This window comes from Paenibacillus brevis (assembly GCF_018919145.1).
Taxonomy (GTDB): domain Bacteria; phylum Bacillota; class Bacilli; order Paenibacillales; family Paenibacillaceae; genus Fontibacillus; species Fontibacillus brevis.
Window position 1 is genome coordinate 413,226 of the sequence record NZ_JAHLQJ010000001.1, and the last position, 15,398, is coordinate 428,623.

Genomic DNA, 15,398 nt, shown 5'->3' on the forward strand with positions numbered 1-15,398 from the left:
AACACTCCATTCCCCCTCTTCCAACCTACTCCAACACCATATAATAAAGATTAGTAACATCGGCCTTCATAATACTATGCGCTCCGGCAGCAAGCGGTACGCTCACGATCCCGCCAGTCATAGCATAATTCGTTCCATCAATCTTAATTTTTGTTCCGTCGGGCGAGTTAAATACCATGGTTAACGTCGCAGCTTTCGTGGTGGTAAAGTTTATGCTGGTTGAGCTCTCGATTTTCAAGCATTGGGTGAGCGTCAATCCGTTGTATGTGACGGTTCCCTTGGTTGTTGACAGGTTCCCCGCGATCGTGAAGAAGTTGCTGTTCAAGCCGGAGGCGGTAAAATTATGAACTTGCTCACCAGGCGTTGGATTAGTTCCTGGATCTGTTCCTGGGTCCGTACCAGGGTCTGTACCCGGATCAGAAGTTGAATTCCCCCCAACGGATACAAGCTGTGTTTTGTAGCTAGTTATTTGAGCCATTAGTGCCGTATTGAGCGCATAGGATGTGTCGTCAACGGAATCATTGAATGTCCATGTAAAGTCTCCGTTGTTCAGGCGTCCGGCCTCAGCGGTAACGATTTGTTCCACACTGCTTACGTTATCAATGTCGGAGCTGCTCACTCCGGTATCAACCCTTGTATCGAAGTTATTATAAGCCGTTCCGCCCTTCAATGCTTTGTAGGAGTTTGGCACGGTTTCACTTCTCGAGGAAGCCAGGTACGCATCGAAGGAGGTTGCATTAGCCGAAGCGGTTCCAGCATTGGAGTTGGCATAGATCAGACTGTCCGCATTCACAATAGTGTTGTTATAAGCCTTGATTACGCCCCCGTTTTCGCCCGAGAATGTTCCTGCTCCTAAAGCATCCGTACCTTGCAAGGAGCTGAGCATCGGATATCTGGCATGTCTAAAATAATTGGATTCCACAAAGGCCGAAGCTCCAGTGGTAACCCCGACACCGTACTTAGAGACTCCGTCATAGAAGTTATTATATATATGAACGGATGCCACTCTGATGCGCGGATGACGGGAATCCGAATGATCAAACCAGTTATGATGGAAGGTAACGAAGAATTCCTCTGTTTCACTCAAACCGACCAGGGATGCTTTTCCCGAATCCCAGTAGTGATTATATGAGATTGTAATGTAGGTCGAGCCCTTTTTCAGGTCCGTAGAGCCATCTCCCTTGGCTTGGTCCGCATCTCCGCCTGCGGCTCCATAGAACAGATCATTGTTATGAACCCACACATTGACGTTGCCCGTATCCATCGAGATCCCATCGTCAGGGAACAGCATGAAGCCCAGGTTTCTCACTTCTACATTCCCAACATAGCGGAGAAGGAGTCCCCACCCGTAAGCGTAGGCGTCGTCTCCGATCCCTTCCAGCGTGATATTCATTTCTGAATAATTATTTTTGCCTTTGACTTGAAGGTAGCCGCTGCTGTTCAGTTGTCCGCTCATGTCGTCACCCGTAACTTTTCCAATAAACCGGATAGCAAGCGGGGTTGTATCATACCCTTTTTGTCTCAGGTTCAAAATCTCCCCGATACCAACGCCCGTCTGCACACGGCCAGAGCTATTGGTCTTCACATCAAGGGTTACGGTTCGTGCGGTCTTGGAGGTTACATAAATCACTTGAGCACCATTCTTAAGTGTCCCGTTATCGTTGTAAGCCCCTGAGCCTGTCCCGTATGGCGAGTCCGAGGAGAAGGCAAAGCCCGACCGATCATATGCCTTTACAGATAGATTGCCGGAAACGGCATTTACCGATGAACCGTTCGCCAGTCTGGCCTCCACCTTCATCACATAATTTCCGGCCACAAGGCCTACGGCATCCGCTCTCCAATAGGAAGGGTATTGCCGGATCAACTCATTATCTAGTTGCTGATAACTGGAGTCGGATGCGCCTGCGGGCTTAACATATACATTGTATCCTTCCGCATTGCTTACAGGGGACCATTTTACATATGCCGTTTCATTCCAGCCTCCTCCGTCGATGATTGACACCCCGGCAGCGCGGGCGGTTGTATTCCCCCATCCTCCTGCCAGTAAAGATAGGATCAGAGAAAACATCAAGACCATGCCGGTTACCCTAGCAATACTGTTCTTCATTTGATTTCCTCCTCTTATAATGGTAACTAGCCAAATTGTAAACGCTTGCAATAAATTCGAGCTCTCTACCTCCTCCTCTCACGGATGGATTTCGTGGTTCAACTGTCCGGACAGCTAAACCGGAATTTAAAGTACCTCTCCCGTCGGGCCCTTAATGAACAGAAACTCCTCTTAAAGCAGGAGATTGGATTGACATGATTAAAAACTACATTTTTTGGAATTTTTTCACCCCAAGCATATCAGCCTTGAGGCAGTTCCGAAATAATCATTTTTCCATATCTGGTTTATTCTGAGTTAATGATTATTTATCAGGGAGATGATACACGCAGGCTTGCCCGGACGCAAACAAAAAAGCGAACCAGTTAAGGCCGCTTTTCTGCTGCTATATTATGAGGATGAGAGGTCGTATTCTTCAAGCTTCTTCATTACACTATCAACCCAGACTTGATCATTCCATAACTCCGGATGTTCCAGTTTTCTTACAGCAGGGTGGCCTGTTACCGTCGTATCAACGCCATCTTTATTTCCAAAATACAAATCACTGATCTTCAATGACTTTTGGTCAGCCTGAACTAATAGTTGGCAGCTCATTCCGGAGCCCTGGTTTGAAAAAGCTAAATTTAGACGATAAAGGTTGTTGCCCAGCTTTTCGATCTCCGCTTGCTGAAACTCATTATTCAAGCCAAAAATCACGCCAATGCCACCCTTTAACTCCTGCCGTTGCTCTAATTCCAGCATCTTATTCGTGAAGTGGAGCAGATTCTCATTAGCGATGTAGTTGTCAAAGGATACCGTCTCCTGTTCGGCTACAGCTCCGGTATACAGATCTACGAAGGCTTTTCCAAAGCTCTCTATGGATTCGTAATCAGCTTCACTAATCTGTTCTCCCTGAATGGAAAACTGTTGATTAGCCAAGCCCTCTAAGGAATTCGTGTCTGTTGCAGGCTCCGGCGTTTCAACGGATATTTCTTTATTGGATGGAGTTTCTTGGGTTGAAGGATTACTCTCCTGGGTGCATCCCAAAAGGAATACAAGCATTAATACCGCCATACTTATTGCAAACCTTCTCATCAGCCATCCTCCTTAAATGAATTCCACGTGACCTTCTCAGATACAAGTTGATGCTTCTATAGCCTTTTTCCCAAAAAACTGATTGCTGGTTTGCCATCTTTATACGTAGTATGAAGCAGATCAAGAGCATGCTTTTTGTAAAATGAGATCCCCTGTGTATTACCAGCTGCAGTACCTAAATGATATCCCTGCACACGGCGCTTTCGAAGATTTTCCTCATAGGCTGACAAAAGCATCCCCCCATAGCCTGACCGCTGATACGCTGGAAGGATATTAATATGCAAATGCGCCGGGTAGCTGGCCAGATCAATCCCCGTGTCCTGGACTCCCGTAAAGGATAAAAGCCTCCGGTTCTCCTCAAGGTATTCAAAGCCTTGTACTTCGAGCTCATTGAACCTATCCATTATCTGTGGAAAATAAGTCATTTCAAATTCGTGCTCGTAGACCATAGTATCTGTTACACAAACAATGTATCCCACTACCTTGCCCGTGTCAGGGTGCTCAAGAACATAACCGTTTTGCGGCTCCGTAACAAGAAATTGTCGTATCCATCGCAGTGCAAGCAATTCATGATCCGCGACAGGCGACTCCCAGTGGCAAGCCATAATTACCTCTGCAATATCGTGCTCATCCGTTTGTCTGCTCTCTCTTAATATCATCTGCATAATATAATCTCAGTTCTCCTTTATGTATCCCATCATATTCACAGCCTCAATTGGGCCCTTTCGGTGTAGGTACAATTTCATTCTAGTACAACTTCCATAATAAGTTAACCCCACACTAGACTCTACAGATGTAATGAGAAGGATGATTTCCACCCCAGCAGTACCCATTCAAACCATCGTTATAATTTATACGTTTACTAGGATACTCTCGAATGTCGGTAAAAACCCTGTCAGTTAAGTACGAAAGAAGTTAGTAACCAAAAAGGCCTGCCAATTATACGGAGGCGCTTTTTTGCTATATGAATAAAGGAAACAAAGAGTCCAGAACGAATATTAAGACATCACCCGAAAGGAGAGATTACCATTTATCTATACACAAGAAACCGAATTTATGATAACTATCCCCTATTTGCTATATTTTTATTTACCTTTGGTATTTGCGTCGCTATTGATAGACTCATAAAAGAATTTCGAAAGTCTGAAGAAATTCGTGTTCACTATATAATTGGGTACACTTTTTTTACTATAGGCGGTGTATATTACGTCTTACAAAAGATCAACGATTATTGGGTGCAGTAACATGCACACGTACATAGATGCGGAAAGAAGCTCTAGAGTACTAATTGCAACGGGCTGTTAATTAATTCCTGGGCGAGTCGCTTATTCGATCTATTCTAGAAAGCAAGAAGAACTTCTCCCCTCCGCCGGTAAGGAAGATTAGCCATGGATTTGATGTCACCCAGACAACAGCCTTCAAACCATGGTTGAAGGCTGCAGACCCATTTATAATGATACTATCGAATGAATGGAGGGATCCCATGCGAAAACTTTCTCTTCAAGATGTTGAAGACAAGAGAAGCAAACGTAATTCTGATGTGAGTCTCGCTGTTGCAAAATTTCGAGAGAAGACGATTGAGGAGGGATGGTCCTTATCTCGTAATCGCCCAAGATCTGTAGACGAAATAAAGGCTTTAAATTATATAGCCAGGATTACTATTCTAAAAGGCATCCAGTTAGGCGCCATCGCTTACGATAAAGAAAAGAGGGTGCTTCGGATTGAGAAATATGCGAAAGGCTAAACCTCAAAAAATGGTTGGCACCATTCCCCCGTCCATGCGGATTGGAGAACCTTTGAGTGCGGAGGCATAAGGGCTGCATACAAAAGTAGCAAGCCTGCCTATTTCACTTGGCCGGATGAACCGCTGAATTTCGGATTGAGGCAGGTTTGCGGCCATAAATGCTTTCTCTTTTTGCGCAAAAGTCATCTGCTCATCAGCATACACGCCCTCAATGATCTGTTGAACATTTTCGGAGAGCGTGGGTCCCGGCATGATCGTGTTCACGGTGACTTCCGTTCCTTTGGTTAAATGGGACAAGCTTCTTGATAATGATAAGAGCATGGATTTGGTCATGGCGTACTGAGGCATTTGTCCTGAAGGCATAACGGCTTCTTCACTCGCAATAAAGAGAATACGGCCGAAGTCATGCTTCAACATGCCGGGCAAATAAAATTTGGTTAAGGTGTTTGCGGCAAGAACATTGGTTTGAAAGTATTTATTCCATACTTCATCATCAACGTCCTCATAGGACATGATTTCATAGATGCCCATATTGTTGATCAGAATATCAATACTTGGGTATTTCTCGAATAGAGCTTCCCTTTGGCCCATGTCCACGAGATCAGCTGCAGCATTCAGAAGGGTGGTATCCGGAAAAGCGGATTTTATTTCATTTATAACTCGTTCTACCTCTTCGTTATTTCGTCCGTTGATTAGTACATTGACCCCTTCTTTGGCAAGTTCAATAGCAATGGCTTTCCCTATGCCTTTCGTTGATCCTGTAACTAACGCTGTTTTGCCGTTCAATCCCATATCCATCCTGCATTTCTCCTATACAAGTCATTTTCAAAGCAGTCAAATGCTTCGGATAGGGATTATAATACCTTGCCTGCATCTATAGGTAACTAGCACAATACGCCAAAGTTCTTGTTGAACACGCCAAAATAGAATCGCTGTCATTTTAATCCTAAATGTTCCGTACGCCATTGCGTAGGCGTATCTCCCTCCCACTGGCGAAAAGCGCGGTAGAATGAGTTCTGGTCTTCATATCCTATAAGAAAAGCTACCTCTTGAATATCAAGCGACGGGTCTGCCAAATACGCTCGTGCCTGCTCATGTCTGACTTCCGATAACAGATGCTTGAAGCTCGTGTTCTCGTCTGTAAGCCTGCGCTGCAAGGTGCGGTCGCTCATTCCGAGCTCCTTGGCAATGTTCTGAATATCAGGTCGACCTCCCATAAGGCTGCACTTCATGATCCATTTTACCTTCTCAGTGGTTGAGCGGGTGTGCTGCTGTTCATGAAGAGATTGGTCCAGGGACGGGGTCAGGAGCTCCAGCAACTCTTCATTGTACGAGACAAAGGAGCGGTCGAGATCGCTTCGATACAGCGTCAATCGGTTACAACCGGCCCCTATCTTGATCGGGCCGCCGAAGTAAGCTTCCAGTGCCTGTACATCACCCATGGAATCCGAGAATTCAACGAGCTTCGCCTTCAAATGTTGACCCGTGCCCCGCCGTCCCAGCTCCAGCAAGAAGGCTAACGTGATCCCCATCAGCAAAGGCGGACCGGATTGCCCGGAATTCATCCACTCCAGTTCGATGGTACAATCCTCGCCATCCTCGATAATGCGTAGGCTTTCCGGGGGACACAGTTGTTTGTAACGGGCCATTCGCTTTAGAGCATCGCGGTAGTCGCGAGCATGATAAGTCGCTAAGACGGGAGGCGGGTACTTTGCCGTCTTAAAGGCAGTCGCAAGCTTAATAATTCCCTTGGCGGTGTCGCCAATCAGTTCGGAATAAGCCTGCCAGATTGCACAATATTGAGCGTCAGTGACAATGGGCTCCGTAATGATCGTCAGCGGCAATTGTGCTGTGCGGGCCACGTCTTGGGCTGCGATCCCAATTTGGCGCAATCCATCCCAAATTCCCAGCGGCATTTTCACGCGGTCAGAGGGTTGAGACTTCATACATACGGGCCTCCTTTATAAAATACAAATTGAGTTTATTATGAGGCAAATAATTAACAACGACAACACAAGCTTCTACGGGGTGCTAAATCACTTTATCCATTCACGGTTACTACCTAATTGAAGGAGATTTCCACATGCAAGAACCATTAAATATCATACCTGAACAATGGAAAAAAATGAGGATTCTTACGCTCGGCGGTCTACTTATAGGAGCAAGATTGGCCGATTGTGTGATTGCCATGAAAACATTTGATTTAAATCAAATCGCTAGTGGGTCAACGATATTTAGTGCCGGTCTGACCATCCTAATCGTTATGGATAACTCGAAAATGAAACACAACTTAAATTGGAAAGAATAGAAACTAAGCTGTACGCTATTCATCAATCTTAACAAATCACGAACTCACAGTATCCTTGAAATCAAAGAGCTGATGCAGCAACCCCATTCGGAGAACTAATATCTCATACTTTGTTTTAGGTATAAAGCAAAACCCGCTCAGTGAGCGGGTTTTCGTACAAGTATGGAGGCGAGGGGAGTCGAACCCCTGTCCGAAGGCAACGCCACATAGGCTTCTACGGGTGTAGTGACAGATTTGATGTCACCCTAGAGACTCCCTGTCACAAGATTCTCTTTGGGTCAGCCTGATTGTCTTCTTCCGACGACCCCAGGCGGAGACCAATCGGCGTATCCCACTATAGGTTAGCCCCTACATCCGGCACATGGGCGATGCAGGAGAGGAGCACGCTCACAGGTTATTAAGCTGCGAAAGCGTAGTTTGTTTGTTGTTTGCCATTTAATAGGCTTTAGCGTTGATAAAGCGGCCGCGTCCCCACTACCCGCTACCCATGCTCGATCTACCCCCGTCGAATCCAAAAACGCCCCCGTAATAAAAGGTGGTTCCCGGTTAACGGTTAAGCCAAGCATGAATGCTGTGTTCTTTCCTTAACCTTCATTAGTATACCACATATGACGCGGAATTTGCCTGGTGAATCACTGGCAGCCGTGCCAAGCGGTAGAAATAATTGTAGCAAGGCGCGAGCTGAAAAGCAAATTCACCCCTATAAAAAGCCGAGTAAATCTTAAAAATTGTATAAATATTCCTTCATTCTGCTGTTTATTCATGGTAAGATCATAGCATTCCATTTTCCTATTGGAATAATACGTTAATAATGGGGGTAAATTATGAATTCCAGCACCAAGAAGCATAAGCTGCCGAGGCTTTTGCTATCCTGCGTAATCCTGCTCAGCTTGTTCGCGATGCCTTTCGCCGCGGCGGCTGAAGCTGTAGAACCTGAATTGAACTGGATTGAGGGATCCGGTCAGACGGTTCGGTTATCCAATATTGCCGAGCTGACCCTGCCGGAAAATTATTTTTTCCTTGATGAGGACGATACGATCGCGTTCATCGAAGGCTTTCAGGATCTTCCTTCGTACAGGGAAATCGGATACGTAGAGCCTGCGTATGAGGATACGATGTGGAGCGTGTACTTCGAATATGAGGAGACCGGTCATATCGAAGATGAGGAGAAATCCGACATCGATGCCAAGGCTCTGCTCAAGAGCTATAAAGACGGGCAAGAAGCAGCAAATGAGGAACTGCCGGAATACAATCATCTCTTCGTGGATGGATGGTTCCAGGAGCCGGCCTATGACGACTCGCTTCGCAGCCTGACTTGGGCCCTGCTTTTGCACGATATTGATGGAGAGCCGCTGATCAACTACAATGTGCGTGTCCTTACCCGTGTCGGATACATATCCGCTATTCTTGTCTCTGACCCGGAAAACCTGGCCGCGGACCGCAGCATGTTTGAGAGCGAAATCCTCCCTAATCTAACGGTAACCTCCGGCAATACCTATGCTGATTTTGATCCTTCCAAGGATAAGAAATCTTCCTTAGGTCTGACGGGGCTCATTCTAGGCGGAGCAGGTGCTGCTGTAGCCAAGAAAACAGGGCTCATCGCACTGATCACCCTGATCGTCAAGAAGTTCTGGTTCCTGATTCTTGCGCCCTTCCTCTGGTTCGGGAAGCTGTTCAAGAAGAAGAACAAGGACACAGGGCCGGTACAAGACACCTTGCCTGCCGATAACTCAGGTTCCAGCCTGGATATGGCTCCGAATGTGCAGAACTATCAGCAGCCATCAGCCGGGCAGCCGGATCAGAATCGCTTCCGCTCCAAATTTGAAGCGGAGAACGATCCAAACAACAAGCCGCCTACCTCCATGTAACGGCTGCTGCCTGCAATACTTCATTATTTCAACACACTATAGCTTGATAGCTTGAAAATAATAAAACCGGGGGCCGCTTCATGGACTCCCGGTTTTGTTGTATAGAATTATCTGGCCACCTTCTGCTTCTCCCGCAATACGCGCTGGATATCACGCTGAGCATCGCGCTTTGCGGCGGCATCGCGCTTGTCGTACTGCTTTTTCCCCTTGCCGAGGCCAAGTAGCAGCTTTGCATAGCCGTTACGGATGTAAATCTTGAGCGGCACAATAGAATAGCCGTCCTGCTTGGACAAGCCCAGCAGCTTACTGATCTGTGCTTTATGCATCAGCAGCTTGCGTGTCCGGGTCGGATCGGTCGGATTGTGACGGTTCCCCTGCTCGAACGGACTGATATGCATATTGTGTATGTGAATCTCGCCATTACGAATCGTAGCAAAGGCATCGCCGATATTCACCCGGGCGTTACGGATCGATTTGATCTCCGTCCCCGTCAGCACCATGCCCGCTTCATAGGTATCCTCGATAAAGTAGTCATGGGAAGCCTTCTTATTCTGGGCCAGCACCTTGCCGTTGCCATCATTTTTCTTCGCCATGTCATCCTCCTTCTCCCGAGTGCCCCGAGCCTCGAAACCTTAGTCCTTCCAGACCTTAATTGTATCAACTAGGCTAAGCAAAAGCAAGAATTCGCTCCATCTGCAAGCTCTGCAAGTTATGCCTGCATCCGCTTAAGCCTTCCCCCGCGGCAGCTTATCCGCATACCGCTTGCGCAGCTCACCCAGCGCCTCCAGCCTGGAGATCACTTGCTCCCGGTTCAGCAGCCCGATGCTCAGAATCAGCTGCTCGATCAGCAGGAGCGGCGTAACCATCGAATGGAACTCCCCCATCTCTCCCCGGCTGACATAGAAGGCCGCAGCCACCTTTGCTCCGTACCGGAACTCCTCCCGATCCGTAATCATCACCGCCGCACAGCCTGCCCGCCCGATACAATCCAGTACCACTTCTGTTTCAGGCAGCAGCCGGGTAAAATGAAATAGCACCACGACATCCTCCTCCTGCACCTGGGCAAGCGACTCCAGCACCTCATGCCCGCTGGCTGCCATCATCCGCACCGACAATCCGAAGCGGGACAGCCGATAGGTCAGCAGCTCGCCCAAGGCCACCGCCGGCCCCGGCGCATACACATAGACCCGCCGCGCTCCCGCCATCAGCGAAGCGGCGCGCTGAAGCTCCTCCGGCTCGGTCTGCTCCGCCGTCTCCCTTAAATGCACCATCGCCTGCTCCAGCATCTTCATCGGCAGACTCGCCTTATCAAGCCGGGAGATCGTCGCCTCCATTTTCAGCGCTGGTGTCGTATCCAATGCCGTCCTCAGCTTCTGCCTGAATTCCTTGCCGTTCTCATAGCCCGCAGCCCGCCAGAACCGCGACACCGTCGCAATACTGATGCCCAGCCGGTCGGCAATCTCCTGCTCCGTCATGAACAGCACCTCGTCCGGATGGCGCTCGATGAAACTAACGATTTTCAAATGTCCCGAAGAGAATCCCTTTCGATCCTTAAACATTCCCTTCACCCGCTCCTGCAGCATTTACAGCCCCACTCCCTTCATCCGATCCATTGGCCCCATTCTAGCACCCTACTGTTATGTAAATTATATTACATCATTTTCACCATGTAAAAATTATTACACACCCATGACAAAAACAACCTTTTCTGTTAACACTCCGCCCTTACACTGGAACCAATTCCACCTGAAGGAGGCGTTCCAGTTATGAATTCAGTCATGAACCGCAAGTCGGTCTACACCTTAACCTCATCCCAAAAAATGATGATCTTCGTTCTCTCCATGTCCCTCTACGGACTGTCCAACATGTTCACCGAGCTGATCCCTTCCCTGCAATTGGGACCGATCGAGCTGTCCGTCGAGTACTTCGCCTTCATCCCGCTCACCCTGTGCATGCTGTTCCATCCCTTCTATGCCGCCATCGGCGCCGCACTCGGCGAAGTTATCTTCGGCGAGCTCATGCTCGGACAATTCGGCGGGCTCGGCGAGGTCGAGAAATTCCTGACCTTCTCCTTTGCGATGTACGTCGCGGGCCGGCTGGTCCGCAATCCCCAGAATCGCGCACAGGTCGGCATCGCTGCCATCACCGGCGTTATCATCCACCAGCTGTGCAGCACCCTCGTTGACATCGGCAAGGTCTGGATCGGTGTCGAGGAATTCGAAGCCGTGCCCGGCCTGGCCGAGAGTGTCGTGATCGTCGAAGGCGTGAGCTTCCTGAACGATGTTCTGTTCTCGGGAATCCTGTTTGCCCTGCTTCCTACCCTGTATCTGGTACCCCGTCTCTATGGAAAAATAGAACCCCTGCTCGGCATCAAGCCCCGGAAAAAAGATACCCAGTACGAGGCGGCAGGCATCATCTCCCCCAAGCTGGTCCTGACCGGAATCCTGCTTGCCCTACTTGCCTTCGGCGCCGAATCCTTGTCCGAGACGGACTGGAACATCGCCGAATGGGACAGCGGCTGGGCTGATCAGGCCGGCAACACCGCGATCTGGCTGAGCCTTGGCATTGCCGCCGTCATCGCCGTGATCGTCCTCCTGCTCATGCGTTCCCGCAAGACGCGGCAAGGGAACACCGACACCGGAGCCGGCGGAGGCGTGCCTCATGCCTAATATGCCTGCTCCCTTGCCGCAGGAGCCTGACAACCAAGACCAGCTGCTCATACAGATCTCCGATGTCTTCTTCACCTATCCCGGCTCAGAGCACCCGGTGCTGAACGGAGCCAGCCTAGCCCTGGAGCCCGGCAGCTTCACCGCGATCATCGGCGGCAACGGCAGCGGCAAGTCCACCCTGTGCAAGCTATTCAACGGACTCATCCCGCATTACTATTCGGGCGATTTTGAAGGCGAAGTCCGCATAGCCGGTCTGTCCGCCCAGGACAGCACCGTCGCCGAGCTCTCGCGCAAAGTCGGCTATGTCTACCAGGACTTCGAGAATCAACTCGTCCGGCCAACCGTGCTGGATGAGGCCTGCTTCGCGCCGCTGAACTACGGGCTGCCCGATTACCGGGCACGGGCTACCCGGGCCTTGGAGCTATGCGGCCTCACCCCGCTGGCGACCCGCTTCATCTGGGAGCTGAGCGGCGGGCAAAAGCATCTGCTCGCCCTCGCCGGCGCCCTGTCGCTGGAGCCGGACATTCTCATCGTTGATGAACCCGTATCCCAGCTCGATCCCCAGCATGCCCGCCAGGTCTATGAAGTGCTGCGTCGGCTGCACCGCATCTATGGCAAGACCATTATCGTGATCGAGCACCATGCCGAGTTCATTGCCGATTACTGCCACGATGTCTGCTTGATCGAGCAAGGACGCGTGGTGTGGCAGCTTCCCGTTCACGAGGCCTTGAATCGGCTGGAAGACTTGCACCGTCTGGGCATCCAGCCGCCGGAGGTCACGCAGACCGCCGCCGCGCTTGCCGTTCTGCAACACGCTGCCCTGCATGGAGGCGAACAGAACCAGCAAGATACGGTTGACTCGCTGCAAGGCGGCCAACTCAACCAGCAGGACGCGACGACCTATCCGATTACGACCGAGGAAGCGCAGCTGTACTTTGAGCATATGCTCTCAGCTCCAATTGAACTTTTCGGGCAGCACAAGCAACCGGAGCCACCGCCACAGGCAGCACTTCCAGCCGCTGAATCTCGCACCGTGATCTCGCTCAAGCAGGCGGCGCTAACCTACCGGACGATCCACAAGACCGATCACCCCGTCCTGCGCGGCGTCAGTCTGGATATCGCCGAAGGCGAGCGGATTGCGCTCGTCGGCAATAACGGAGCGGGCAAATCCTCCCTGCTGCGCCTGATCGCCGGCATCGCCAAGCCGACCACTGGGACGGTCAGCATCCTCGGGCAGGATACCCGCAGCGTCTCGCTGGAGCAGCTGTCCCGGGATGTTGCCTTCGTGTTCCAGAATCCCGAGGACATGTTCATCGAGGACAGCGTCTATAAAGAAATTGCCCACTGCCTGAACAAACGCGGCTACCAAGGCGCGGAGTCCACCATCGAACGCATGCTCCGCGCCTTCCGTCTGGATGAGCTGCGCGAGCGCGACGCGCGGCTCCTCAGCGGCGGGCAGCAGCGCCGCGTTTCCTTGGCGATTGGCGCCGCGACTACCCCAGCCGTGATGCTGCTGGACGAACCGACCGCCAATCTTGACCTTGCCACGCGCGAGGAGCTGATCAGCACGCTCCAGGAACTGGAGCAGCATGTGCGCACCGTGCTCATCGCTACCCATGACATGCAGCTGGTGAGCCGCTGGGCTACGCGCGTCATCGTGCTGCATGAGGGCTGTGTTGCCGCCGATGGGACGGCGTCCGAGGTGTTCGCCGACACCGCGCTGATCCAGCGTGCCGGGCTTGCGTTAACGCAGACGATGGAGCTTTCCGCCAGCCTAAACCTGTGGCCCCATTGCTCCGATCCTGCTGAGCTGGCTGCCCGCATTCATCGCATTCTTTTAGCAAAGGAGTCCCTGCCCCATGGAGCTCGTCCGCAACTGGTTTAGCAAATTTTCCTTAGACCGTATTCAGCTTGAGCTGATGAACACCGCCTATGGGAGCGGCCATGCCTCTCTGTCCCGGCTTGATCCCCGCGGGCTGCTGATCTGGTATTTATTTTTCGCTATCGTGCCGTGGTTTGTAAACAGCCTGACTGTTCTCGCCGGCATGTGCCTGTTCATGATCGTGACCACCATACTGTCCCGCGTCACCCCCTTCATCATTCTGGTGCTCTGTCTGGGGTTAATCGGCCAGGTCGGATGGCTGTTTATCATCTCGCTGTTCTTTGGCGGTGACATCTCCTCCGCCCTTCCGCTGCTCAAGCTCACATTGAAGCTGTCTGTCGTATCGCTGGCCAGCATCACCGTCTTCTCCGGCTTAGATCCCGAGAAGATCAGCGACGGCCTGCTTGCACTCGGCATTCCGGCCGCCTTTTCATTCAGCCTGTCTTACGGCTACCGGATCCTGCCCGTACTGTTCGAGGAATTCCGCAATGTCCTGCTGTCCTACCGACTGCGCGGCAAAGCACCTTCACGCCCCGGACTGCTTCACTGGCGAATCGGCGTCTACTATTTGAAGCTGCTGGTCTATGCATTCTTCCCTCTCATGCTTGCGACGGCCAAACGCTCCCGCACCACCGTGGAAGCACTGGAAACGCGCGGCTTCTCCTACGGACTTAACCATCCGGACGCCAAGAAGCTCAAGCTGTCCCATCTGCGCTTTCAAATGCGGGACGTCCTATTTCTGACCGGCTCCGCCGCTTACCTGGCCCTGCTGTTCTGGATCGGATAAATTCTTGGATAAGCGAGCGACACACTGCACGAACCTGCACCATTTGCACGAATCCTGCACTTTTTGCACCTCTGCACCATTTTGCAACCCTACAACGAAGGAGTGTTACCGATGCGAATCGATTTGCATACCCATGCCAAGCTGTCCAAAGCTACTATATTCTCCCGGGATTATTACACCGAGATGCTGGCGGAGGCCGCCGGGAACGGCCTGGATGCCGTGGCGCTCACCGAGCATTTCAACACCTGCCGCTTCCATGAAGTCTATGAGAACCTTGACCGCATGTACCCCTACAACGGTGAATACTACGAGGCCGGCGCTCTAAAAATCTTCCCGGGCATGGAGGTGGATATCCGCGAGAAAGGCCACATCCTGCTGATTGGACGCAAGGCTGATATTCTAGAGCTTCACCAGGCCCTGACCCCTTATATGCAAAAAAATAACTTCATCCCGTTCAAGCAACTGCTCACCCTGTCCGAGGGCTATCCTTTGCTCAAAATCGGTGCGCATCCCTTCCGCGAGTCAACACCGCTGCACCATCTGGACCCGGGGGACCTGCGCCGCCTAGATGCCTTTGACCTGAACGCCAAAGACATGTACGAGTACGGCAACGAGTTCAACCGGACACGCGTGGAGCGCTTTGCCGCTGAGCTCGGCAAGCCAGTCACGGCGGGCAGCGATACCCATCAATGCCTGCAGTACGGCAGCATCTACAATGAACTGGATCAGCCCTGCCACAGCATTGCTGAGCTAAAGCAAGCCATCCTCAGCGGCGCCTACAAAATCGCCGTAGCCGATAGCTTGCCTCTCCAGGTGAAGGCCTCCGTCATGCTAAAGAAGCTGCTCAAACGCCTTCACGTACTGGAAGCCCTGCCGGAGTAACCGAGCAACGAAATGAACAACGAAATGAATAACTAAATAGCGGAGTTAGCCCATCCTTCTCCCACAACAAAAAAAGGCAC

The 15,398-nt window shown here is 51.0% G+C and carries 14 protein-coding genes and 1 other RNA gene; 7 read left to right on the forward strand and 8 right to left on the reverse strand.

Going from position 1 to position 15,398, the window contains the following annotated elements; translation table 11 throughout:
- Positions 1-25: 25 nt before the first annotated feature.
- From KQJ23_RS01770 to KQJ23_RS01780, 3 genes are all read right to left on the reverse strand, one after another.
- Positions 26-2,107: a pectate lyase family protein gene (locus tag KQJ23_RS01770; protein WP_216476950.1), complete on the reverse strand. Its 2,082-nt coding sequence runs from the start codon at positions 2,105-2,107 to the stop codon at positions 26-28.
- A gap of 387 nt (positions 2,108-2,494) precedes the next feature.
- Positions 2,495-3,178, reverse strand: a complete 684-nt coding sequence (locus KQJ23_RS01775; protein ID WP_216476951.1) for a hypothetical protein — start codon at positions 3,176-3,178, stop codon at positions 2,495-2,497.
- 56 nt (positions 3,179-3,234) lie between these two features.
- Positions 3,235-3,843, reverse strand: coding sequence for a GNAT family N-acetyltransferase (locus tag KQJ23_RS01780; protein ID WP_216476952.1), 609 nt, complete (start codon positions 3,841-3,843; stop codon positions 3,235-3,237).
- Positions 3,844-4,661: 818 nt separating this feature from the next.
- Here KQJ23_RS01780 and KQJ23_RS01785 point away from each other — a divergent pair.
- Entirely contained in the window at positions 4,662-4,922 is a 261-nt protein-coding gene (locus KQJ23_RS01785; RefSeq protein WP_216476953.1) for a hypothetical protein, read from the forward strand.
- Between the two features lie 3 nt (positions 4,923-4,925).
- Here KQJ23_RS01785 and KQJ23_RS01790 read toward each other — a convergent pair whose 3' ends face one another.
- Positions 4,926-5,720: an SDR family NAD(P)-dependent oxidoreductase gene (locus KQJ23_RS01790; protein WP_216476954.1), complete on the reverse strand. Its 795-nt coding sequence runs from the start codon at positions 5,718-5,720 to the stop codon at positions 4,926-4,928.
- A gap of 137 nt (positions 5,721-5,857) precedes the next feature.
- Positions 5,858-6,868 carry an AraC family transcriptional regulator gene (locus KQJ23_RS01795; RefSeq protein WP_216476955.1) on the reverse strand — a complete coding sequence of 337 codons (1,011 nt, stop codon included), beginning with the start codon at positions 6,866-6,868 and terminating at the stop codon, positions 5,858-5,860.
- A 137-nt stretch (positions 6,869-7,005) separates the two neighbouring features.
- On the opposite strand from KQJ23_RS01795, the gene KQJ23_RS01800 reads away from it, so the two are divergent.
- Entirely contained in the window at positions 7,006-7,230 is a 225-nt protein-coding gene (locus tag KQJ23_RS01800; protein ID WP_216476956.1) for a hypothetical protein, read from the forward strand.
- Between the two features lie 160 nt (positions 7,231-7,390).
- On the opposite strand, the gene ssrA is transcribed toward KQJ23_RS01800, so the two are convergent.
- Positions 7,391-7,755: a transfer-messenger RNA gene (ssrA, locus tag KQJ23_RS01805) on the reverse strand.
- Positions 7,756-8,054: 299 nt separating this feature from the next.
- On the opposite strand from ssrA, the gene KQJ23_RS01810 reads away from it, so the two are divergent.
- Entirely contained in the window at positions 8,055-9,098 is a 1,044-nt protein-coding gene (locus KQJ23_RS01810) for a DUF2167 domain-containing protein (protein ID WP_216476957.1), read from the forward strand.
- Between the two features lie 107 nt (positions 9,099-9,205).
- Here KQJ23_RS01810 and smpB read toward each other — a convergent pair whose 3' ends face one another.
- Positions 9,206-9,691 carry an SsrA-binding protein SmpB gene (smpB, locus tag KQJ23_RS01815; RefSeq protein WP_216476958.1) on the reverse strand — a complete coding sequence of 162 codons (486 nt, stop codon included), beginning with the start codon at positions 9,689-9,691 and terminating at the stop codon, positions 9,206-9,208.
- A gap of 132 nt (positions 9,692-9,823) precedes the next feature.
- Positions 9,824-10,681, reverse strand: coding sequence for a MurR/RpiR family transcriptional regulator (locus KQJ23_RS01820; RefSeq protein WP_249529420.1), 858 nt, complete (start codon positions 10,679-10,681; stop codon positions 9,824-9,826).
- Positions 10,682-10,864: 183 nt separating this feature from the next.
- Here KQJ23_RS01820 and KQJ23_RS01825 point away from each other — a divergent pair, with 183 nt between their 5' ends.
- The 4 genes from KQJ23_RS01825 (at position 10,865) to KQJ23_RS01840 (ending at position 15,318) form a co-directional block, all read left to right on the forward strand.
- A complete protein-coding gene (locus tag KQJ23_RS01825) occupies positions 10,865-11,767 on the forward strand; it encodes a DUF8171 family membrane protein (RefSeq protein WP_249529421.1) in 903 nt (300 codons plus the stop codon).
- A 1-nt stretch (position 11,768) separates the two neighbouring features.
- Positions 11,769-13,652, forward strand: coding sequence for an ABC transporter ATP-binding protein (locus KQJ23_RS01830; protein ID WP_216477056.1), 1,884 nt, complete (start codon positions 11,769-11,771; stop codon positions 13,650-13,652).
- Positions 13,627-14,436 carry an energy-coupling factor transporter transmembrane component T family protein gene (locus KQJ23_RS01835; RefSeq protein ID WP_216476959.1) on the forward strand — a complete coding sequence of 270 codons (810 nt, stop codon included), beginning with the start codon at positions 13,627-13,629 and terminating at the stop codon, positions 14,434-14,436. Before KQJ23_RS01830 ends, KQJ23_RS01835 begins: the two co-directional genes overlap by 26 nt.
- Before the next feature lie 111 nt (positions 14,437-14,547).
- Positions 14,548-15,318, forward strand: coding sequence for a PHP-associated domain-containing protein (locus tag KQJ23_RS01840; protein WP_216477057.1), 771 nt, complete (start codon positions 14,548-14,550; stop codon positions 15,316-15,318).
- The last annotated feature ends 80 nt before the right edge of the window (positions 15,319-15,398 follow it).

Excerpts from the sequence above, each read along its gene's own strand:
- KQJ23_RS01770 (WP_216476950.1), bottom strand. The coding sequence starts at position 2,107 with ATGAAGAACAGTATTGCTAGGGTAACCGGCATGGTCTTGATGTTTTCT.
- KQJ23_RS01775 (WP_216476951.1), bottom strand. The coding sequence starts at position 3,178 with ATGAGAAGGTTTGCAATAAGTATGGCGGTATTAATGCTTGTATTCCTT.
- KQJ23_RS01780 (WP_216476952.1), bottom strand. The coding sequence starts at position 3,843 with ATGCAGATGATATTAAGAGAGAGCAGACAAACGGATGAGCACGATATT.
- KQJ23_RS01785 (WP_216476953.1), top strand. The coding sequence starts at position 4,662 with ATGCGAAAACTTTCTCTTCAAGATGTTGAAGACAAGAGAAGCAAACGT.
- KQJ23_RS01790 (WP_216476954.1), bottom strand. The coding sequence starts at position 5,720 with ATGGATATGGGATTGAACGGCAAAACAGCGTTAGTTACAGGATCAACG.
- KQJ23_RS01795 (WP_216476955.1), bottom strand. The coding sequence starts at position 6,868 with ATGAAGTCTCAACCCTCTGACCGCGTGAAAATGCCGCTGGGAATTTGG.
- KQJ23_RS01800 (WP_216476956.1), top strand. The coding sequence starts at position 7,006 with ATGCAAGAACCATTAAATATCATACCTGAACAATGGAAAAAAATGAGG.
- KQJ23_RS01810 (WP_216476957.1), top strand. The coding sequence starts at position 8,055 with ATGAATTCCAGCACCAAGAAGCATAAGCTGCCGAGGCTTTTGCTATCC.
- smpB (WP_216476958.1), bottom strand. The coding sequence starts at position 9,691 with ATGGCGAAGAAAAATGATGGCAACGGCAAGGTGCTGGCCCAGAATAAG.
- KQJ23_RS01820 (WP_249529420.1), bottom strand. The coding sequence starts at position 10,681 with ATGCTGCAGGAGCGGGTGAAGGGAATGTTTAAGGATCGAAAGGGATTC.
- KQJ23_RS01825 (WP_249529421.1), top strand. The coding sequence starts at position 10,865 with ATGAATTCAGTCATGAACCGCAAGTCGGTCTACACCTTAACCTCATCC.
- KQJ23_RS01830 (WP_216477056.1), top strand. The coding sequence starts at position 11,769 with ATGCCTGCTCCCTTGCCGCAGGAGCCTGACAACCAAGACCAGCTGCTC.
- KQJ23_RS01835 (WP_216476959.1), top strand. The coding sequence starts at position 13,627 with ATGGAGCTCGTCCGCAACTGGTTTAGCAAATTTTCCTTAGACCGTATT.
- KQJ23_RS01840 (WP_216477057.1), top strand. The coding sequence starts at position 14,548 with ATGCGAATCGATTTGCATACCCATGCCAAGCTGTCCAAAGCTACTATA.